The sequence below is a fragment of the Sphingopyxis sp. LC363 genome (assembly GCF_000756385.1).
Lineage (GTDB): Bacteria > Pseudomonadota > Alphaproteobacteria > Sphingomonadales > Sphingomonadaceae > Sphingopyxis.
On sequence record NZ_JNFC01000073.1, the window covers coordinates 63,102 to 81,618 of the forward strand.

General features: G+C 65.7%; 22 protein-coding genes. 13 read left to right on the forward strand and 9 right to left on the reverse strand.

What is annotated here, in order from left to right:
* Positions 1-50 precede the first annotated feature (50 nt).
* The 4 genes from FG95_RS19420 to FG95_RS19435 all read right to left on the reverse strand — a co-directional run bounded on the left by FG95_RS19420 (position 51) and on the right by FG95_RS19435 (position 4,397).
* Positions 51-380: an AtpZ/AtpI family protein gene (locus FG95_RS19420; protein WP_037558196.1), complete on the reverse strand. Its 330-nt coding sequence runs from the start codon at positions 378-380 to the stop codon at positions 51-53.
* 209 nt (positions 381-589) lie between these two features.
* On the reverse strand, positions 590-985 hold the full coding sequence (locus FG95_RS19425; RefSeq protein WP_037558198.1) for a YdbL family protein: 396 nt from the start codon (positions 983-985) through the stop codon (positions 590-592).
* Positions 986-1,005: 20 nt separating this feature from the next.
* Positions 1,006-1,233, reverse strand: coding sequence for a YnbE family lipoprotein (locus FG95_RS19430; protein WP_037558108.1), 228 nt, complete (start codon positions 1,231-1,233; stop codon positions 1,006-1,008).
* On the reverse strand, positions 1,230-4,397 hold the full coding sequence (locus FG95_RS19435) for a YdbH domain-containing protein (RefSeq protein WP_037558110.1): 3,168 nt from the start codon (positions 4,395-4,397) through the stop codon (positions 1,230-1,232). The genes FG95_RS19430 and FG95_RS19435 overlap by 4 nt, the downstream gene beginning before the upstream one ends.
* 170 nt (positions 4,398-4,567) lie before the next feature.
* Here FG95_RS19435 and radC point away from each other — a divergent pair, with 170 nt between their 5' ends.
* Together radC and rnk are read left to right on the forward strand one after the other, a co-directional pair.
* A complete protein-coding gene (radC, locus tag FG95_RS19440; RefSeq protein WP_037558111.1) occupies positions 4,568-5,251 on the forward strand; it encodes a RadC family protein in 684 nt (227 codons plus the stop codon).
* A gap of 204 nt (positions 5,252-5,455) precedes the next feature.
* Positions 5,456-5,872: a nucleoside diphosphate kinase regulator gene (gene rnk, locus FG95_RS19445; protein WP_037558112.1), complete on the forward strand. Its 417-nt coding sequence runs from the start codon at positions 5,456-5,458 to the stop codon at positions 5,870-5,872.
* Between the two features lie 55 nt (positions 5,873-5,927).
* Here the strand turns inward: rnk and FG95_RS19450 are convergent, their stop codons facing one another.
* On the reverse strand, positions 5,928-6,395 hold the full coding sequence (locus FG95_RS19450) for a calcium-binding protein (RefSeq protein ID WP_037558114.1): 468 nt from the start codon (positions 6,393-6,395) through the stop codon (positions 5,928-5,930).
* Between the two features lie 22 nt (positions 6,396-6,417).
* Entirely contained in the window at positions 6,418-6,711 is a 294-nt protein-coding gene (locus tag FG95_RS20845; protein WP_161786585.1) for a hypothetical protein, read from the reverse strand.
* A 191-nt stretch (positions 6,712-6,902) separates the two neighbouring features.
* Here FG95_RS20845 and purB point away from each other — a divergent pair, with 191 nt between their 5' ends.
* From purB to pyrF, 3 genes are all read left to right on the forward strand, one after another.
* Positions 6,903-8,219 (forward strand): adenylosuccinate lyase, encoded by a 1,317-nt coding sequence (gene purB / locus FG95_RS19460; RefSeq protein WP_037558117.1) that lies wholly within the window; start codon positions 6,903-6,905, stop codon positions 8,217-8,219.
* 68 nt (positions 8,220-8,287) lie between these two features.
* Positions 8,288-8,632, forward strand: a complete 345-nt coding sequence (locus tag FG95_RS19465) for a lipopolysaccharide assembly protein LapA domain-containing protein (RefSeq protein WP_037558119.1) — start codon at positions 8,288-8,290, stop codon at positions 8,630-8,632.
* Positions 8,629-9,303, forward strand: coding sequence for an orotidine-5'-phosphate decarboxylase (pyrF, locus tag FG95_RS19470; protein WP_037558121.1), 675 nt, complete (start codon positions 8,629-8,631; stop codon positions 9,301-9,303). The genes FG95_RS19465 and pyrF overlap by 4 nt, the downstream gene beginning before the upstream one ends.
* A gap of 10 nt (positions 9,304-9,313) precedes the next feature.
* Here the strand turns inward: pyrF and FG95_RS19475 are convergent, their stop codons facing one another.
* The gene (locus FG95_RS19475; protein ID WP_152567720.1) at positions 9,314-9,727 is read right to left on the reverse strand and encodes a hypothetical protein; all 414 of its coding nucleotides are present in this window, start codon (positions 9,725-9,727) and stop codon (positions 9,314-9,316) included.
* 102 nt (positions 9,728-9,829) lie between these two features.
* Here FG95_RS19475 and FG95_RS19480 point away from each other — a divergent pair, with 102 nt between their 5' ends.
* From FG95_RS19480 to FG95_RS19505, 6 genes are all read left to right on the forward strand, one after another.
* Complete coding sequence (locus FG95_RS19480) at positions 9,830-10,459, forward strand: phosphoribosylanthranilate isomerase (protein WP_037558125.1); 630 nt, start codon at positions 9,830-9,832, stop codon at positions 10,457-10,459.
* The gene (gene trpB / locus FG95_RS19485) at positions 10,456-11,667 is read left to right on the forward strand and encodes a tryptophan synthase subunit beta (protein WP_037558127.1); all 1,212 of its coding nucleotides are present in this window, start codon (positions 10,456-10,458) and stop codon (positions 11,665-11,667) included. The genes FG95_RS19480 and trpB overlap by 4 nt, the downstream gene beginning before the upstream one ends.
* Positions 11,664-11,861 (forward strand): hypothetical protein, encoded by a 198-nt coding sequence (locus tag FG95_RS19490; protein ID WP_037558129.1) that lies wholly within the window; start codon positions 11,664-11,666, stop codon positions 11,859-11,861. The genes trpB and FG95_RS19490 overlap by 4 nt, the downstream gene beginning before the upstream one ends.
* Positions 11,858-12,649, forward strand: a complete 792-nt coding sequence (gene trpA / locus FG95_RS19495) for a tryptophan synthase subunit alpha (protein WP_037558132.1) — start codon at positions 11,858-11,860, stop codon at positions 12,647-12,649. The genes FG95_RS19490 and trpA overlap by 4 nt, the downstream gene beginning before the upstream one ends.
* Positions 12,646-13,497 carry an acetyl-CoA carboxylase, carboxyltransferase subunit beta gene (gene accD / locus FG95_RS19500; protein ID WP_037558135.1) on the forward strand — a complete coding sequence of 284 codons (852 nt, stop codon included), beginning with the start codon at positions 12,646-12,648 and terminating at the stop codon, positions 13,495-13,497. The genes trpA and accD overlap by 4 nt, the downstream gene beginning before the upstream one ends.
* Positions 13,498-13,644: 147 nt before the next feature.
* Positions 13,645-14,961 (forward strand): bifunctional folylpolyglutamate synthase/dihydrofolate synthase, encoded by a 1,317-nt coding sequence (locus FG95_RS19505; RefSeq protein WP_037558137.1) that lies wholly within the window; start codon positions 13,645-13,647, stop codon positions 14,959-14,961.
* Here the strand turns inward: FG95_RS19505 and FG95_RS19510 are convergent.
* Both FG95_RS19510 and FG95_RS19515 read right to left on the reverse strand, forming a co-directional pair.
* Positions 14,933-16,363, reverse strand: coding sequence for an AmpG family muropeptide MFS transporter (locus FG95_RS19510; RefSeq protein ID WP_152567721.1), 1,431 nt, complete (start codon positions 16,361-16,363; stop codon positions 14,933-14,935). The genes FG95_RS19505 and FG95_RS19510 overlap by 29 nt on opposite strands.
* Positions 16,364-16,482: 119 nt before the next feature.
* A complete protein-coding gene (locus FG95_RS19515) occupies positions 16,483-16,920 on the reverse strand; it encodes a response regulator (protein ID WP_037558139.1) in 438 nt (145 codons plus the stop codon).
* A gap of 153 nt (positions 16,921-17,073) precedes the next feature.
* Here FG95_RS19515 and FG95_RS19520 point away from each other — a divergent pair, with 153 nt between their 5' ends.
* Positions 17,074-17,934, forward strand: a complete 861-nt coding sequence (locus FG95_RS19520) for a pseudouridine synthase (RefSeq protein WP_037558141.1) — start codon at positions 17,074-17,076, stop codon at positions 17,932-17,934.
* Positions 17,934-18,485, forward strand: a complete 552-nt coding sequence (rsmD, locus tag FG95_RS19525; RefSeq protein WP_037558143.1) for a 16S rRNA (guanine(966)-N(2))-methyltransferase RsmD — start codon at positions 17,934-17,936, stop codon at positions 18,483-18,485. Before FG95_RS19520 ends, rsmD begins: the two co-directional genes overlap by 1 nt.
* The last annotated feature ends 32 nt before the right edge of the window (positions 18,486-18,517 follow it).

The following is an 18,517-nucleotide window of genomic DNA, read 5'->3' on the forward strand; positions in this document are numbered from 1 at the left end:
CGGGTCCACTTTGCCTTGATCCGCCACGCGATACCTCGCCTAAAATCCAATCAATCCGGCTTCTTGGGCCGGACGTTCGCAATCCGAAATATGTTCCTGAAGGCGACGACTATTCCGAGGAACAGCACCGCCAACAGGCCCCAGGGCGACGTGCCGGCAAAATGGTCGATCGTCCAACCGACCAACGCGCCGCCACCGATCCCGCCCAGCAGCTCGGCCAGGACGCGATTACCGAGCTTGTAATTGGCATCGGTCTCCGGTCCGGCGGTCGCTGCGGTCCTTCTTGCTTCTGCGGTTTCGGCCCGGTCCAATCGCTCTTCGAGCGAGACCAGGCGCGAATCCTCAGAGTCAAGTTCCGGATCGCTGCCATTCCCCGTCATTTGCGCCATCCTCCTGAAACGGAACCGGAAACTCCCGATTCCGCCTGCAAAAAAAGGCCCGAAAATTCGGGGGACCCCTAAGGCGCGGTCCGTTTAGGAACGCGGCCCCATTAAGTCAATGCTTCTGCTTGTGCGCACAAAAATGCCGCCGCGTTTAGGGGCGCGGCGGCATCTGAGAGCCCTCGGGCTCCGTTATTCGGTTTCGGATCTTACGGGCAGCGCGCGTCGCGTTCGGGCGGGCTCGCGTCGCGCGTTTTCCATACGCCGCCGGGGGTTTGATATTTTTCGCCCGGCTTGGTCTTCGCGATCAGGTTGCAGCCGCTGGTAAAGGCGAATTGCTCGACCGTGCTGCCGGTCGACTGCGCGCTCGCGGTATAAGCTGCCTTGCGCTTGATGTTGAGGTCCTGCACCAGCGCGCGGATCGCCGGCGTCGGCGGCGTCGCAAAGCCCAGATAGCCGTCTGGCTGCTCGCCGATCTGTCCCGCGGCGCGCGCGGCGGCATAGGCCGGGTCGCGCTGCGCCATCGCCGACGGCACGGCAAGCGCCACGGCCGCCGTCGTCGCGATCGCGGCAAGGGCCAATCCGGTCGGTTTCCACTTCGTCATACGCATCACATTCTTCCCCATCAGAATATCTCGCTATTCTGCTCGATGAGCTTTTTGGCATCGCCATCAAGCCTGTACACTACTTCCTGCCGGATGTTGATGTTCAGGTTGATCTCGATCGGCTTGTCGGGCGTTTCGATCTGCACGCAGCCCGTAAGGGCCCCCATCAGGGTCGGCGCACCTATCATCACCGCAACATGCCTGACGTCAATGGTCGGCCTCCTTGCTCCTATCTTGGTTCTCTTCATCGCACAGGCTCGCTTTCTGGTGGCTGAACGGGGGCGGCCTCACCCCCTGCGGCGGCTTCGGCTTCTTCCTGGGCCCGCATCAGGGCGGGCAAATTCTGTTCGATCAGCAGCGAGGGGTCGTAAAACCCCTTCGCCGAGGTGAGGAGCTGGCGGAACGGCGCCTTGATCTTCACATTGAAGACCAGCGGCAGTTTCGCAACCTGATTGGTCAGGAAATTGCGCGTCGCCCCCTCGCCCTGTCCTACGCCGCCAAAGCGGATGTCGGTCACCATTTCGCCGTCGAGATCCCCATTCAGGATGATCGTCAGATCGTCATATTTGAGGCTGCGCAGCGCACCAAAGGCAAAATTGGCGATCGTGCCGAGATTGCGGTTCGACAATTCGCCGACATAGGCGAGCGTGCCGCCGCCGGCGCGCGAATCGATGCGTCCGCCAACGATGCGCCCGCCGAGCCCGTCGAATTCGACGGGCAGCGTCCCGTCGAACACACCCGTTGCGTTGATATTGTCGAACCCGAAATTCTGCAGGAACACCGCGGCGTCGACGCCGACGATGTCGAACGACAGCCGCCGCGCCTTGTCGGCATTGAAATCGAGCGTCGTCGGGTGGAGCAGCAGCTTGCCGCCGCCGAAGGGCCAGCTCCCGCCCTCGATGCGGACGCGGTTGTCGCCGAGCAGCCGATATTCGATCTCACCGTCGACCACGGGAATACCCGGATTGATCTCCGTGATCTTCGCGATCTGTCCCGGCGCCGACTTGAGTCCGATCAGATCGTCGAAGCTCAGCGTCGTCGTCAGCCCGGTCACCGGACCGAAGGCCGCGGCGAGGCTGGCATCGGCGGTGGCGAAGGTGCCGCGGCTCGTGACGCCGTCGGCGGTCCACTCGATCCGTCCGTCGCCGACCACCGAGCCCTGGACGTTGGCGACAACGCCGAGCGCGAGGCTGGTCAGCTGGTCAGGCTGGAATGCCTCGTCGAACCGGAGTTCCTCGACGACGAGGTCCGCCGAGCCGCTGCTGTCGGCGAAACGGTGACGGATCAGCGTGTCGAGGATTTTCGTTCCGGTCTTCCGTTCGTTGAAGCCGGCTTTCGCTTCGATGATTCCATCGGCGAAACGCAGGTTCGCATCATCGCTGACGAGCGGGGAGAAGCGTGCGTCGGGCGCGGCGTCGGTGAGCAAAAGCCCGCCGTCGAGCGTCAACGCGCCATTAGCGAAACGCCACTGCCCTGCAATCTCGCTCATGTTGAGGGGCACTGCGCCGATCTTGCCCTCGGCGCCGCGAAGCTCGCCGGCCATGCCGTGCGGTATCGCGCGCCCGTTCAGGCTGTCGGCGGCGAAGCGCGTCGCGCCCTCCCCCTTGCCCATTCGGATATCGGCGCCCGCGAGCGACCAGCGCATCGCCGTGAGGTCGATGTTCGCCGGCCCGCTCGTCAGGCTGAGCGGCGAGCTGCCACTCGTTCCTCGCAAGGCGATGCGCGGAATGCGGATATCGCCGCGCAGCCCGCCCGGCCCGGCGCTGAGCAGCGGCGCGCCCGGACGGCTGCACAGATCGATCGCGCTGCGACCGAGCCGGAATCCGCCGACCTCGATCCGGTCGACGGCGAGGCGACTGCATCCGCCGTCGAGCGCAAGGGCTCCAGTTGGAGCGAGAAAACCGTTCAGCGGCACCGTCAGCCGCTCGACGCGCCCGCCCACGAGCGGGCCCGACAGCGCCGCGGTCGTCGCGAAGCGGAGCAGGCCGCCGACGCCGCCCGAAAAGCGCACCGGCGTCAGCGCAAGCCGCGCCCCTTCGGCGCTATAGGGTTCGAAGCTGGCAAGGCCTGTCACCCGGCCGTCCTCGTCGCGATCGATGCTGAGCGTCCCCGACGGCAGATCGCCGCCATCGATGCTCCAGCGGCCCGTCGCGATCACCGCGGGTTCGTCCGCGCCATAGAGATAGCCGATGCGGCTGTCGGCGCTGCCGGTGAAGCGGGCGCCGCTCGCGCTCGTCAGTTCGGGCGCGATCAGGTCGACCCGCGCGGTCGCCCCCTCGCCCGCGAGCGCGAACCCCGCGCTGCCGCTCGCATCGGCGAGCACGCGGCCAAGCGCCGCCATCGCCTTTTCCGCAAGTGGCCCGACCGGCGATCCCGCCAGTCCGCGCGCGCTTTCGGCGAGCGAGCGGCGCAAATCCGCGCTGCCGCTCGCGCGTGCGAAACCAATGCGGCCGTCGAACTTCGGCGCCGCGCTGCCGACGCTGCCCTCGGCCTCGAGATTCACGCTCTCGGCCGCGAAATCGGGTCCACGCAGGCGCGCCATGTCGGCGTCGATGGCGAGTTTGGTCAGCACTGCGGTCCCGTCGAAGCTGGCGAGCAGCCCCATCCGGTCGGCGGCGAGCGATCCGGCGATCAACCGCACGATGCTGGCGTCGGCCTTGCCCTTCCAGCTCTGCAAATCCTCCGTCAGCGACAGGTCGAGCGCGATTTGCGGCGACGCCGCACTGACGCTGCCGTCGGCGCAGCGAAGCGAGCGTCCGCGCAGCGGCCCCACCAGCTGCGGCCGGACATCGCGGACGAGGATTGTCCCATAGAAGCTGACATCGTCGCCGTTGCACCCCGCCGCCGCGACCCGCGGAGCAATCAGCGCGAGCTTGCCGGTAAAATCGCGGCGCAGATTGCCGCCGCCGTTCAGCGCCGCGCCGACGTCGCCCCACGGCGTCTCGACCCGCGCCCGCGCATCGCGGAGGGCCACCGACAGATCGGGCAAGGCGAAGGGATCCTTGCTTTCGGGATCGCGAAACTTGTCGAGCGAACCGAACGACAGCCGCCCGTCGATGAAGCGGCCATAAAGCCGGACACCCTCGGCGTTGATTCCCGACACATAGGGCCCCGACCAGCCATAGCCGAGCAGGACTTCGACGCGCCGCGCCGTCAGGTCGGGCCGCTTCGGGTCGCCGATAACGATGTCGGACAATATCTCGCTGCGAAAGCCGATCCGCTCGATCGTGTAACGCGCGGGAACGTCGCGGCCACTGAGTTCCCCCCGGATAAACTCGTCGGCGATCGGTTCGCGCGCGATCCAGGCCCCCGCGACGAGGACGATCACCGCGCCGGCGGTCAGCCATCGCTTCTTGAACAGCAGCTTCCGGTATTTGAACCTCGGCGCCGCTCCGTCCGTCGCGTCAGTCATGCTAGGCTGGCCGATGACGTCATGGCGGCAAAATCTCGTCCCTCACCCCAAATCCTGTTCAGGGGAGAAACGCCGGACATCATATTTCGCTGCAAGAAACTGATCCGGTTCGCCATCTTCCTTTTCCTATGACCGTTGAGTGCGCCCCACAAGGCGGTTATTCCCGCACCATGGGGGACAGGGAAACACCGGATCATCTCGGGCACCGCGCGCGGCTGCGATCGCGTTTGCTCGCCGATTCCGAAGGGCTCGCGGATTATGAACTGGTGGAATATCTGCTCGCCCTCGCGATCCCGCGCCGGGACACCAAGCCGCTCGCAAAGGCGCTGCTCCGCGAATTCGGGTCGCTTGCGCAGCTTGTGAGCGCCGATCCCGAATCGCTGCGCCGCGTCCACGGGCTCGGCGACACCGGGATCGCGGCACTCAAGATCGTCCAGGCGGCCGCTCTGCGCCTTTTGAAAGGCGAGTTTCGCGACAAACCGCTCTTGTCGAGCTGGGACGCCCTTCTCGACTGGCTGCGCGCCGACATGGGACCGATCGACGTCGAGCGCGTCCGCGTCCTCTATCTCAATTCGCGCAACATGCTGATCCGCGACGAGCTTGCGAGCGAGGGATCGATCGACCAGTCGGCCATCTATGTCCGCGAGGTGATCAAGCGCGCATTGGAACTCGGCGCCTCAGCGATCATCCTCGTCCACAATCATCCAAGCGGCAGCCCCGAACCGAGCCGGCAGGACATCGCCATCACCCGCGAGATCGCGAGCGCGGCCGCAAAGCTCGGGATCGCGCTGCACGATCACATCGTCATCGGCGGTTCGGAGTATCGCAGCTTTCGCGCGATGGGACTTCTTTAGCCCATTTGACTTATTCCGCCCCCGGCGACATCATCGCGTGATGCAGATTCGACGCGGCCTTCTCCGCTTCCGTTTCCACGGAGGACAGCTTCTCGCGGGCATTTAGCCCCGGGTTCCGGCGCGATCGCCCCGAGCCCGGGGCACCTTCCGTCCCATATTGCCGCGCGTGGCGAAAGGCCGCGCGCCAGCCGGAAAGTCCGCGCCATGACCAAGAAGAAAAGCGGGGCCGCGATGCCCCTTATCCGCATGATCGACAGCGAAGCCGACGCACTGACCGAACTCACGCTGCAAAATCAGCGCGATTCGATCTCTTTCCATGAATTGCTGCTCGACGAGATCGACCGCGCCGCGATCTGCGACCGCGCCGACATCCCGCCCGACGTCGTCACGATGGGGTCGAGCGTCACCTTCCTCGACGAAAAAAGCGGCGCCCAGCGGACGGTGCGCCTCGTCTATCCCGCCGACGCCGATATCGCCGCCGGACGAATGTCGATTCTGACGCCGGTCGGCGCGGGATTGATCGGACTCAGCGTCGGCCAGTCGATCAACTGGCCCGACCGCGGCGGCATCGAGCACCGGCTGACGATCGTCGCGGTCGAGCAGCCAGTACGCGCCGCATGAACGGCGATGCGGCCGCCGGATCGCTCCGACGGCCGCACCACCCCGCGAGGCGCGCTTAGGCGCCGCGCGACAGGAAACCGGTAAGTTCGGTCTTGTTCACGCCGCCCGACTTGTCGCCGTCGGCCGATGCGAACGCCTGACCGATCCAGCTCTTCACCTCGGCCGATTCGACATCGGCGGCGGGGTCGGTCGCGGCACGCAGCTTTTTCATCCACGCACCGAATTCGGTCTCGTTGAGATCGCCATTCTTGTCCCCGTCATAAGTCGGGAATTCCTGATCGACGATCTGCGCGATCTGCGTCGGCGTCGCCGCACCCGACTGCGCGGGTTCGGTCGCAGCCGGCGGCGTCGAAGAATCGGGCGCCGGAGCCGGAGCGGTCGTGTCCGGCGTCGTCGTGTCGGGCATCGGAGCCGGCTCGGTCGTCGTCGGCGGATTCATCGGATCCGAAGCCGGCGGGGTCGTCTGAGCCAGCGCCGGGAAACTCACGGCGGCGGCGCCGATCAAAAGCATCTGTTTCAACATGGTCTATCTCCAGTGTAGCGGATTATTCCGGTTCCGACTCGGGCTTTTCCTCATCGTCCGGAGCGGGCTGATCGGCCGGAGGGGTCGGCTCAGCCGCGGGGGGCGTGTCGCTGGGGACCGCGTCCTCGGTCGGCGCCTCGTCAGCAGGCTTGGTTTCGTCCATGGGGGTGCTGTCCGGAGCAGGCGCGGTGCTATCGGTGGGAGCCGGCGGCGTCTGGGTCGTCGGAGCCTGCTCTTCGCTTGCCGGGGGAGTGGTCTGGGCCAGGGCGGGGAAGCTGACGGCCGCTGCGCCGATCAAAAGCACTTTTTTCAACACATTCATTCTCCTGTATCGGCGACCTTGATTGATCGGTCGCCTTTCTGATGGGGCGAAAGATCAACACACCGGATTTCGGCAAAGTTGCCGCTGCGGGAGATTTGGCGAAACGCCCCGTCCCTGCTACGGGGCGCCCCGTCCCGGTTACGCGGGGATTCCGCGACAAGCCGCCCGAAAAGGAAGGAAATTCAATGGTTCCGCGTTACGCACGGCCGGAAATGACCGCGATCTGGTCGGCCGAGAATCGCTTTCGCATCTGGTTCGAGATCGAAGCGCACGCGACCGACGCCCTCGCCGAACTCGGCACCGTCCCCAAATCCGCTGCCAAGGCGCTGTGGGACTGGTGGGCGACGAACCCTACGATCGACGTGGCCGCGATCGATGCGATCGAAGCGGTGACCAAGCATGACGTCATCGCCTTCCTGACCTGGGTTGCCGAAAATGTCGGCGACGAAGCCCGTTTCATGCACCAGGGCATGACGAGCTCCGATGTGCTCGACACCTGCCTCGCGGTCCAGCTTGCCCAAGCGGCCGATATCCTGCTCGCCGACCTCGACGCGCTCCTCGATGCGATCAAGCGCCGGGCCTATGAGCACAAGCTGACCCCGACGATCGGCCGCAGCCACGGCATTCACGCTGAGCCCGTCACTTTCGGGCTGAAGCTGGCCGAGGCCTATGCCGAATTTTCGCGCTGCAAGCTGCGCCTCCAGGCCGCGCGCGCAGAGATCGCGACCTGCGCAGTGTCGGGTGCGGTCGGCACCTTCGCCAATATCGATCCGCGCGTCGAAGCGCATGTCGCCGCCAAGCTCGGCCTGTCGATCGAGCCCGTTTCGACGCAGGTCATCCCGCGCGATCGCCATGCTATGTTCTTCGCGGTGCTCGGCGTCATCGCCTCGTCGATCGAGCGCCTTGCGGTCGAGGTCCGCCACCTCCAGCGCACCGAAGTGCTCGAGGCCGAGGAATATTTCTCGCCCGGACAGAAGGGCTCATCGGCGATGCCGCACAAGCGCAATCCGGTGCTCACCGAAAATCTGACCGGCCTTGCGCGCATGGTGCGCAGCGCCGCCATCCCCGCGATGGAAAATGTCGCGCTGTGGCACGAGCGCGACATCAGCCACTCGTCGGTCGAACGCTTCATCGGCCCCGACGCGACGATCACGCTCGACTTCGCGCTCGCGCGGCTGACCGGGGTCGTCGACAAGCTGCTCGTCTATCCCGAGCGGATGCAAAAGAATCTCGACCGGATGGGCGGCCTCGTCCATTCGCAGCGCGTGCTGCTGGCGCTGACGCAGGCGGGCGCCAGCCGCGAGGACAGTTATGCGCTGGTCCAGCGCAACGCGATGAAGGTGTGGGAATCGGACGGCCAGCTCTCGCTGCTCGAACTGCTGAAGGCCGACGCCGATGTGACCGCGCGGCTGTCGGCGGATCAGCTCACGGAACTTTTCGACCTCGGCTATCATATGAAGCATGTCGACACGATCTTCGAGAGGGTGTTCAAAGCGGCCTAGCCGCGGGCTGGAAACGCGCGGCATTCTGTCATAGTGTCGTCGCCGGATCGACAGAGGAGCAAGACGAAGTGGGAATCCTGCGTACGATCATCTGGGTCTTGCTAACCGCCGTGCTCGTCATCTTCGCGATGGCGAACTGGCAAGTCGTCACCGTCACGATCTGGCCGGGCTGGGAAGCCGAGACCAAATTGCCCGTCGTCATCTTCGCTTCGTTCCTGATCGGCAGCGTGCCGATGTGGGTCGCACTGCGCACGACGCGCTGGTCGCTGAAGCGCCGCCTCGACGCCAGCGAGCGGCAGGCCGCCGACCTGCGCGCGCTCGCCAACCGTCCGGTCGCCCCTGCCCCCGCGACTGAGCCGGTGAACGATATTCCGCCCGCCCCCACTGACCTCTTCTCGACGGACAAGCCATGACCTCCCCGCTTTACCTCGCCATCGATACCACGCACCTCGATGCCGCGCTGACGCTCGCGCAGAAGGTGCGGCGCCATGTCGGCGGGTTGAAACTGGGCCTCGAATTCTTCTGCGCCAACGGCCACCATGGCGTGCACGAGATGGCGAAACTCGGCCTGCCGATCTTTCTCGACCTCAAGCTTCACGATATTCCGAATACGGTGGCGAAGGCGATCCAGGCGCTGCGTCCACTCGAACCCGCGGTGCTGACCGTTCACGCCGCGGGCGGCCGCGCGATGCTCGAAGAGGCCAAGGCGGTGGCCGGCGCCAATACGAAAGTCGTCGCGGTCACCGTGCTCACCAGCCTCGACGCGCCCGATCTCGACGACATCGGCGTCGGCGGCACCCCGCACGATCAGGTCGTGCGCCTCGCTGCGCTGGCGCGCAAAGCCGGGCTCGACGGTATCGTCTGCTCGGGCCAGGAGGTGAAAGCCGCGCGCAAGGCATGGCCCGGCGGCTATTTCGTCGTCCCCGGCGTCCGCCCTGCGAACGGCAAGAGCGGCGACCAGAAACGCATCGTGACGCCGGCGCAGGCGATGTCGGACGGCGCCTCGATCCTCGTCGTCGGCCGCCCGATCAGCCAGTCGGCCGACCCCGATCTCGCCGCGCGCGAAATCGAGGCGACGCTTTAAAGGGCAGGCCTCAGTTCATGATCAGCGCTTGCGACTGGATATTGTAGCCGACAAGCATCGGTCCCTTCGGCGACGATTTGAAGGTAAAGGTTTCGGTCGCGTCGCCCTTTTCATATTTCGTTTGCATATTGAGCACGATCAACGTCGCGCTCCCGTAATTGACCCGCCACCCCTGCTGCGTCGATTTCCCTGCTTTGCCGAGCTTGCGTTGAACGACTCCCAGAAACTCCTCAAACTCCACAATATCGGCGGTGTTCTGCATTTCATCTGCCGATCCGAAATAGATGTCGTCAAACTTTCCCGCATTCGCAGACGCGTGAAAAGCGGCAACGGCCTTTTCCGATGCTGCAAGCTCTGCGGTCGCATTGACCGGATTGCAGGCGGCGAGACAAAGGCACGATAAAGCCAGCAATAATCGATACACCGCACTCTCCCCCTTGAGCGGAACCTAGCATAATGCCCGGGACTGCCAATATGCCCTACATCGACGGTTGCCTCGACGCCGATTGACGAGCAAAGAGCGGCCATGCTCCCTCTCGTCAAAATCTGCGGGCTGTCGACGCCCGAAACGGTTGACGCCGCCATTCACGGCGGCGCGACGCATATCGGCCTCGTCCATTATGAGCCGAGCCCGCGTCACGTCGACCTCAAGACCGCGGCAGCGTTGCGCAAGCGCGCGGGGCCGCATGTCAAGGTCGCGCTGTTGCTCGTCAACGCCTCGCAGCAGTTGACTGGCGATGCACTCGGCATGGTGCGGCCGGACATCATCCAGTTCCACGGCAGCGAGACGCCCGAATGGCTTGCGGTCGTGAAGCGGCTCGCGCCGGCGGAAATCTGGAAGGCGGTGGGGTTGAAGGATTCCGAGACTCTGGTGCGGATGCAGAAATATCACGGGATCGCCGACCGCATCCTGTTCGATGCCCCCGCGGCCGCCCTGCCCGGCGGGACGGGAACGCGGTTCGACTGGTCGCTGCTCAAGAACCACCGCCACACGATGGACTGGGGCATCGCAGGCGGACTGACGCCGGGCAATGTCGCTCAGGCGCTCGCCGAAACCGGCGCCCCGCTCGTCGATGTCTCGTCGGGCGTCGAAAGCGCGCCGGGCGTCAAGGATGTGGACAAGATCGCGGCTTTCCTTAAAGCGGCGGGTCGATGACCGACCTACCCAACAGCCTCCGCACCCAGCCCGACGAGCGCGGTCATTTCGGCCAGTTCGGCGGCCGCTATGTCGCCGAAACGCTGATGCCGCTGATCCTCGACCTCGAACGCCATTATCGCGCGGCGCAGCAGGACAATGCTTTCAAAGCCGAGTTCGACGATCTGCTCAAAAATTATGTCGGCCGCCCGAGCCCGCTGTGGTTCGCGCAGCGGCTGACCGAGCACCTCGGCGGGGCGAAGATTTACCTCAAGCGCGAGGATCTCAACCATACCGGCGCGCACAAGATCAACAATTGCATCGGCCAGATCCTGCTCGCCAAGCGGATGGGCAAGACGAAGATCATCGCCGAAACCGGCGCGGGCCAGCACGGCGTCGCGACCGCGACCGTCGCCGCGCTCTTCGGCCTGCCCTGCACCATCTTCATGGGCGCGGTCGACGTCGCACGGCAGCAGCCGAACGTGTTCCGCATGAAACTGCTCGGCGCCGAAGTCGTCGCGGTCGAAAGCGGCGCGAAGACGCTGAAGGACGCGATGAACGAGGCCCTGCGCCACTGGGTCGCGAACGTCCACGACACCTTCTACATCATCGGCACGGTAGCGGGGCCGCACCCCTATCCCGAACTCGTCCGCGATTTCCAGTCGGTGATCGGCGACGAGGCGCGGGCGCAGATATTGGAAGCCGAGGGGCGCCTCCCCGACATGCTGATCGCGCCGGTGGGCGGCGGTTCGAATGCGATCGGGCTGTTCCATCCCTTCCTCGACGACGAAAGCGTCGAGATCGTCGGGGTCGAGGCGGCAGGCGAAGGCCTCGACGGCAAGCACGCCGCCAGCCTCGCAGGCGGACGCCCCGGCATCCTCCACGGCAACAAGACCTATCTGCTCCAGGACGAGGACGGCCAGATCACCGAGGCGCACAGCATCTCGGCGGGGCTCGACTATCCGGGTATCGGGCCCGAACATAGCTGGCTCCACGAAATCGGCCGCGTCCGTTACGAACCCGTCACCGACGCCGAGGCGCTCGCGAGCTTTCAGAAGCTGACGAAGCTCGAAGGCATCATCCCCGCGCTCGAAAGCGCGCACGCAATCGCTGCCGCCGAACGCATCGCGCCGACGCTGGGCAAGGACAAGATCATCATCGTCAATTGCTCGGGCCGGGGGGACAAGGATATCTTCACCGTGGCCGATGCGTTGGGAGTTTCGTTGTGAAGCCCGATCAACGTCGCGCGCTCGTCGTCTTTCTGATCGCCGCAGCCGTTCAGGCACTCGGCTTTCCGCTGATCAGCAGGATCTTCGGCCTCGGCGACCGGTTCCAGTCGCCGTCCTGGGTGGTCGTCGTTCTTGTGTCGTTGATGTTCGTGTGGCTCGATAAGGCCGCCAACCAGAAAAAGCCCGCCGAATGACCCGCTTCGCCGCCACCTTCGCCAAGCCGCGCCCCGCGCTCGTCGCCTTCATCACCGGTGGCGACGGCGATACCGCCGCGAACCTCGACGCGCTCGTTTCGGGGGGGGCCGACGTGATCGAGCTCGGCATGCCCTTCACCGATCCGATGGCCGACGGCCCCGCGATCCAGGCTGCGAACCTGCGCAGCCTTGCCAAGGGCACGACGACCGCCGATTTGTTCGCGATTGCCGCCGCTTTTCGCCAGCGCCACTCCGACACGCCGCTCGTCCTGATGGGCTATGCCAATCCGATGACGATCCGCGGCCCCGAATGGTTCGCCGACGAATGCGCGAAGGCCGGGGTCGACGGCGTGATCTGCGTCGACATTCCGTCCGAGGAAGACGCCGAACTCGGCCCCGCGCTCCGCGCCGCGGGGGTCGACCCGATCCGCCTCGCGACGCCGACAACCGACGCCGCGCGCCTGCCCGACGTGCTGAATGGCGCCGGCGGTTTCCTCTACTATGTCTCGGTCGCGGGCATCACCGGGCTCCAGCAGGCCGCGCAGGCGAGTATCGAGGGCGCCGTCGCGCGTCTGAAAGCCGCGACCGACCTGCCCGTGGCGGTCGGCTTCGGCGTCCGCACCCCCGAACAGGCCGCGCAGATCGCCAAGGTCGCCGACGGCGTCGTCGTCGGGTCGGCGTTTATCGACATCATCGCCGAACATGGCGACGCCGCGGCGCCGCATGTCGAGGCTTTCACCCGCACCCTCGCCGATGCTATCCATAGCGCCAAGGAGATCGCCGCATGAGCTGGCTCGACCGCGTCCGCAACGCGCTGCCCTTCGGGGCGAAACGCGACACCGCCGACAATCTCTGGCACAAATGCCGCCAATGCCAACAGATGGTGTTCGTCAAGGAATGGCAGGACAATCTGAACGTCTGCCCGCGCTGCGACCATCACGACCGCATCGGCGCCAAGGAACGCTTTGCGCAGCTCTTCGACGGCGGCTTGCACGAGTTGATCGCTGCCCCCGCGGCGCCCGAAGATCCGCTGAAGTTCCGCGACACCAAGAAATATGTCGACCGCATCAAGGCGGCGCGCGCGCAGACCGGCGACCGCGACGCCTATCAGAATGCGTTCGGCCGTATCTCGGGCCAGGGCGCGGTGATCGGCGTCCAGGATTTCGCCTTCATGGGCGGGTCGATGGGCGTCGCCGTTGGCGAAGCCTTTGTCGCGGGGGTCGAGGATGCGATCAAGCGCGGCGTCCCCTATATCGCGATCACCGCGGCGGGCGGCGCGCGGATGCAGGAAGGCACGCTGTCGCTGATGCAGATGCCGCGCGCCACCGTGGCGCTCGCGCGCCTGCGCCGCGCCGGCCTGCCCTATGTGGTGCTGCTCACCGATCCGACCACCGGTGGCGTCACCGCCAGCTATGCGATGCTCGGCGACATCCAGATCAGTGAGCCCAAGGCGCTGATCGGCTTCGCAGGCCAGCGCGTGATCGAGAATACGATCCGCGAAAAACTGCCCGAAGGCTTCCAGCGCGCCGAATATCTGCTCGACCACGGGATGATCGACATGGTCGTCCACCGCAAGAACCTGCCCGAAACGCTGGGGCGCCTGATCGGTTATCTGGCGCCCGAGAAGGCGGCCTAAGCGGACCCGGCGACAGGCCTTTTCCTTCGTCACCCCGGACTTGATCCGGGGTCCATACGACCGCAGCGGCAAATGGATGCCGGATCAGGTCCGGCATGACGAACGAGAAGCAGGCCCTGACGACCGTCCCACGATCAAGGCTCGACCATGCCCGACCACGCCTACAGCTCCGACCCCGCGGTCCAAACGCAGCTCGATCGGCTCGCCGCGCTGTCGCCGGGGCGCGACATTCTTGGGCTCGAGCGGATCGCTGAACTCTGCGCGCGGCTCGGCAATCCGCAGCTCCAGCTTCCGCGCACCTTTCATGTCGCGGGCACCAACGGCAAGGGATCGACCTGCGCCTATCTCCGCGCGATCCTCGAAGCGCAGGGGCGCCGCGTCCACGCCTATACAAGCCCGCATCTCGTCCGTTTCAACGAACGCATCCGCCTCGCCGGAACGCTGATCGACGATATGCTGCTCGCCGCCCTCCTCGAAGAAGTGCTCGACGAGGCGGCCGACCTGCAGGCGAGCTTTTTCGAAGTCACCACCGCCGCCGCCTTCCTAGCCTTCGCCCGCATCCCCGCCGACGACTGCATCATCGAAGTTGGGCTCGGCGGACGTCTCGACGCGACCAACATCATCCCGCCCCCTGCGGTCGCGGGCATCGCCTCGCTCGGCATCGACCACGAAGCCTTCCTGCTCGCGCCCGAAGCCGGGACGCCCAACGATCCGGCAATGCGGATCGCGTGGGAAAAAGCCGGAATCATAAAGCCCGAGACCCCCGTCGCGACGCTTGCCTATCCGCCGCATGTGCGCGACACCGTCGCCGCCAAGGTCGCCGATGTCGGCGCCACGCTCTTTCCGGAGGGCGACGGCTGGACAATCCAGCAAGAAGATGACGCTTTTCGCTGGACCTCGAAACTGGGCTCGGTCGCGCCGTTGCTGCACCCGCGCATGACGGGCGCACACCAGATGCGCAACGCCGGGCTCGCCATCGCGATGCTGCGACTCGCTCCCAATCCGCAGCCAACCGACGACGCGATCGTAGGCGGTGTCGCAAATGCCTTCTGGCCGGCCCGCATGCAGCGCCTCGGCGCAGGACCGCTCGCCGACCTGCTGCCTGACCGCGCCGAGATTTGGCTCGATGGCGCCCATAATATCGATGCGGGTTTCGCGCTCGCACGGCAATTTGCAGGCGAACCGCGGCGCATCCACCTCGTCACCGGAATGCTCGCGAACAAGGATCCCGCCGCGATTATCGCGCCGCTTGCCGGTCGCCTTGCCAGCCTGACCGTCGTCCCGGTACCGGGGCACGCGCATCATGACGCCGCCGCCTTTGGGTCCGATGCGAAAACCGCCGTCTCGGTCGGTGACGCGCTTCGCGAACTCGACGTAGACCCTGCGCGCGAAATCGTGCTGATCGCGGGCTCGCTCTACCTCGCCGGCGAAGTGCTCAGCGCGAACCGGGAACTGCCGGAATAGGCTTGTCCTCTTCGGGGTGCGCGAGCTCGTGCCCGTCATCCTCGGTGCTTGGCTGGCGTACCGTCTGCACCACGAAACCCTTCTTCCAGAGAATCCAGAGCAGCAGCATTCCGGGCACGGCGATAGCGACGGTGAACAGCCAGAAACCGACCCAGCCGAGCCCTTCGGCAATATATCCGCCCGGCGCGGCGAGCCAGGTGCGCCCGACCGCCGCGAAGGACGATAGCAGCGCGAACTGCGTCGCAGTATAGGCGAGGCTCGACAGACCCGAGAGATAGGTGACGAATACCGTCAGCCCGATGCCGCTGGTAAAATTCTCGGTTCCCACCGCGATCGCGAGCATCAGCGGCGAATGACCGACCGAGGCGAGCACGGCGAACAGCAGGTTGCTGAACATCATCAACAGGCCCGAGACCAGCAGCGCGCGTCCCATGCCGAGCCACGCTATGAACGGCGCCGCGACCGCCGATCCGACGATCAGCGCGACGAAACCGACGCCTTTGTTGATCGCGACGAATTCGGTGTCGGTGAATCCCAGCTCGACGATCATCGGATTGAGCATCCCCTGCCCCATCGCATCGCCGACCTTGTAGACGAGGACGAAGAGCAGGATCAGCACAGCGCCATGGCGCGTGAAGAATTCGCGGAATGGATTCACCACCGTGTCCTGCAGCCAACTGCCGAAGCTCTGGCCCGCAGCGCGCGCGCGGCTGGGATCGAAGCGTCCGGGCCCCGCATAAAGCGCGCCGAGCAGCGCCGGCAGCACGGCGAGCCCGGTAAAGCCATAGGCGACCGCCCAGCCGAGGTTGAACCCCTCGGGCGACGCCAGCGCGATTGTTCCAACACCCGCGATCAGATTACCCGTCCGATATCCGAACTGGTTCATCGCGGTGCCGTGCGGCAATTCGGCGTCGCTCAATATCTCGATGCGATAGGCATCGATGACGATGTCCTGCGTCGCCGACAGGAAAGCGACGATGATCGCCCAGAAGGCGAAGGCGGCCAGATTGTCATTGGTCGGGTTACTCGTCCCCAGCTGCCAGATCGCGACGACCAGAAGCGCCTGGATGAAGAACAGCCAGCCGCGCCTTTGCCCGAACGTCTTGGTCAGAAAAGGCAGAGGCAGCCGGTCGACAAGCGGCGCCCAGAGGAATTTCAACGTATAGGGCGTTGTCAGCCCGATCGCGAAGCCGATCGTCGATTTTTCGATCCCGACCTTGGATAGCCAAAAGGTCATAGTCCCCAGCAGCAACGTGAGCGGAAAGCCGCTCGAAATGCCGAGCAGAAAGGCGACGATCGGCATCGGCTTGCGATAGGGCGCGAAGCTCGGGATCACGAACGCCAGGCCGATAACGAGCGCGATCACGAGGAGCAGTATCAAAGAATCGAGCCCAAGCTGCATCGCGAACCTCCCCATATCCGCTCATGCGGACCCTCGGAGGTGAAAGGCCTAAAGCCTTGGCCTCAAATTGGAAGCGGCTAAATGGCGGATCGACCGCGCCAACGCTCGACCGGTCGCGCTCAAGCGGCTTCGGGTCGCCAAAAAGTCGTCAGCCCGCTTACCTTGCGCGGCGCCTCATTCTTGCAGATCATCGTTTCGAGCGCCTTCAGCGCCGCGACGAGCGCCGACGCGCTGTGCGGCTTGCCGAGGCAGGCGAGCGCGATCTCGCTCGCGTCGGCGGGGCAACGACCCGTCACCAGCAGCACTGCGATCCCGCGGTCGCGCGCCAGCCTTGCCACTTCGCGCCCGGTCATGTGGCCCGCAAGCCCCAGGTCGAGCACCAGCGCGTCGACCGGCTCGGCCGCCATCACCGCCACTGCGGCCTCGCCCGAATCGACGGTCGCGACGACCTGGTACCCGCCGTGTTTCAGCGTGTGTTCATTGTCGAAAGCGGTCAGCGGATCATCCTCGATGATCAGCAGCCGCTTGATGCAGGTCGGGCGGGACGCGAAGAGCATAGTTACTCCCTTTGACGTCGCCATGACTCGCTCCGCGCCGTCCCGCAAGATCGCTTCTGCTTGCCATCGACGAAGCGGGTCTTTTCCGGCTATGAGCGTGATCACGACGCAACACTCTCCCCTGAAAACGACAAGAAAGCCGCATCCGTTCCGATGACGACCCGCCGCCCGCCTCGCTCGACGTCTCGCCCCGCCGCAAACCGCCCCCCCGCAGGCCGCCCCGCCCCGAAAGGCCGCCGCGACGCGCGCGGCGCCGCATCGGCGCTCAAAACCAAGCCCACCGAAGAGCGCGAGGACGGGCCGCAGCGCATCGCCAAGCCGCTCGCGCGCGCCGGCGTCGGATCGCGCCGCGACGTCGAGCGGATGATCGAGGAAGGGCGGATCGCGCTGAACGGCGAGGTGATCGCCCAGCCCGCGCCTTTGCTCGCCTCGCTCGACGGGCTGACGGTCGACGGCAATCCGGTCGCCAAGCCCGTATCGACGCGGCTCTATCGCTTCCACAAGCCCGCCGGCTGCCTCACCGCCGCGCGCGATCCCAAGGGACGCAAGACGATCTACGACCTCTTGCCCAAGGGACTGCCGCGCCTGATGCCCGTCGGCCGCCTCGACTATAATACCGAGGGGCTGCTGCTGCTCACCAACGACGGCGAGTTCAAGCGCCAGCTCGAATTGCCCGCGAGCGGAGTCGAACGCACCTATCGCGCCCGCGCCTTCGGCGACATCAGCCAGGCGCAGCTCGAGGAACTGGCGATGGGGATCGAGATCGATGGCGTGCGCTATGGCAAGATCGACGCCAATCTCGAACGCCGCACGGGGCGCAACCAGTGGGTCGAATTGACGCTGACCGAAGGCAAGAACCGCGAAGTCCGCCGCGTCCTCGAACATTTCGGGCTGCAGGTCAGCCGCCTGATCCGCACCCGCTACGGCGAATTCACCCTCGCCGGGCTCGACATGGGCGCGGTCGAGGTCGTGCCGCGCGACGAACTCTTCAAGTTCCGCCGGCGTTTGAGCTGATGCGCGTGATTTCGGGCGAATGGCGCGGGCGCAAGCTGCTCGCACCGAAGAACGACGCCACCCGCCCCACGGCCGATCGCACGCGCGAAACGCTCTTTTCGATGCTCGCGAGCCGTCTCGGCAGCTTCGAGGGGCTCTATGTCGCCGATCTTTTCGCGGGATCGGGGGCGCTCGGGATCGAGGCGCTGTCGCGCGGCGCCGAACAATGTCTGTTCGCCGAGCAGGATCGCGATGCGCTCGACGCGCTCCGTAAGAATCTGGGAGCGCTCGGCGCAACGCCGCGCGCGGACATTCGCGCCGGATCGGTCCTGGCGCTGGGTCCGGCAAGGCGCACTTACGACCTCCTGATGCTCGACGCCCCCTATGACACGGGTGCAGGGAGTGTCGCGCTCGACAAGCTGGGCCGCCTCGGCTGGATCGGGCCCGACAGCTGGATCTCGGTCGAAACGGCGCATAACGAGAATGTGGACGTCGCCGGCTTCGAAATCGACGCCGAGCGTAAGGTCGGCAAGGCGAAGCTGACGCTGCTTGTGCGGGCGGGCGGGCTTTGACCGCAAGAAGCGGGACGTTGCGCTCCCCGGTT

Excerpts from the sequence above, each read along its gene's own strand:
- FG95_RS19435 (WP_037558110.1), bottom strand. The coding sequence starts at position 4,397 with ATGACTGACGCGACGGACGGAGCGGCGCCGAGGTTCAAATACCGGAAG.
- rsmD (WP_037558143.1), top strand. The coding sequence starts at position 17,934 with ATGCGCGTGATTTCGGGCGAATGGCGCGGGCGCAAGCTGCTCGCACCG.
- pyrF (WP_037558121.1), top strand. The coding sequence starts at position 8,629 with ATGACCTCCCCGCTTTACCTCGCCATCGATACCACGCACCTCGATGCC.
- radC (WP_037558111.1), top strand. The coding sequence starts at position 4,568 with ATGGGGGACAGGGAAACACCGGATCATCTCGGGCACCGCGCGCGGCTG.
- FG95_RS19520 (WP_037558141.1), top strand. The coding sequence starts at position 17,074 with ATGACGACCCGCCGCCCGCCTCGCTCGACGTCTCGCCCCGCCGCAAAC.
- rnk (WP_037558112.1), top strand. The coding sequence starts at position 5,456 with ATGACCAAGAAGAAAAGCGGGGCCGCGATGCCCCTTATCCGCATGATC.
- FG95_RS19515 (WP_037558139.1), bottom strand. The coding sequence starts at position 16,920 with ATGCTCTTCGCGTCCCGCCCGACCTGCATCAAGCGGCTGCTGATCATC.
- FG95_RS19505 (WP_037558137.1), top strand. The coding sequence starts at position 13,645 with ATGCCCGACCACGCCTACAGCTCCGACCCCGCGGTCCAAACGCAGCTC.
- FG95_RS19425 (WP_037558198.1), bottom strand. The coding sequence starts at position 985 with ATGACGAAGTGGAAACCGACCGGATTGGCCCTTGCCGCGATCGCGACG.
- trpA (WP_037558132.1), top strand. The coding sequence starts at position 11,858 with ATGACCCGCTTCGCCGCCACCTTCGCCAAGCCGCGCCCCGCGCTCGTC.
- FG95_RS19420 (WP_037558196.1), bottom strand. The coding sequence starts at position 380 with ATGACGGGGAATGGCAGCGATCCGGAACTTGACTCTGAGGATTCGCGC.
- purB (WP_037558117.1), top strand. The coding sequence starts at position 6,903 with ATGGTTCCGCGTTACGCACGGCCGGAAATGACCGCGATCTGGTCGGCC.
- FG95_RS19480 (WP_037558125.1), top strand. The coding sequence starts at position 9,830 with ATGCTCCCTCTCGTCAAAATCTGCGGGCTGTCGACGCCCGAAACGGTT.
- trpB (WP_037558127.1), top strand. The coding sequence starts at position 10,456 with ATGACCGACCTACCCAACAGCCTCCGCACCCAGCCCGACGAGCGCGGT.
- FG95_RS19450 (WP_037558114.1), bottom strand. The coding sequence starts at position 6,395 with ATGTTGAAACAGATGCTTTTGATCGGCGCCGCCGCCGTGAGTTTCCCG.
- accD (WP_037558135.1), top strand. The coding sequence starts at position 12,646 with ATGAGCTGGCTCGACCGCGTCCGCAACGCGCTGCCCTTCGGGGCGAAA.
- FG95_RS19510 (WP_152567721.1), bottom strand. The coding sequence starts at position 16,363 with ATGCAGCTTGGGCTCGATTCTTTGATACTGCTCCTCGTGATCGCGCTC.
- FG95_RS19430 (WP_037558108.1), bottom strand. The coding sequence starts at position 1,233 with ATGAAGAGAACCAAGATAGGAGCAAGGAGGCCGACCATTGACGTCAGG.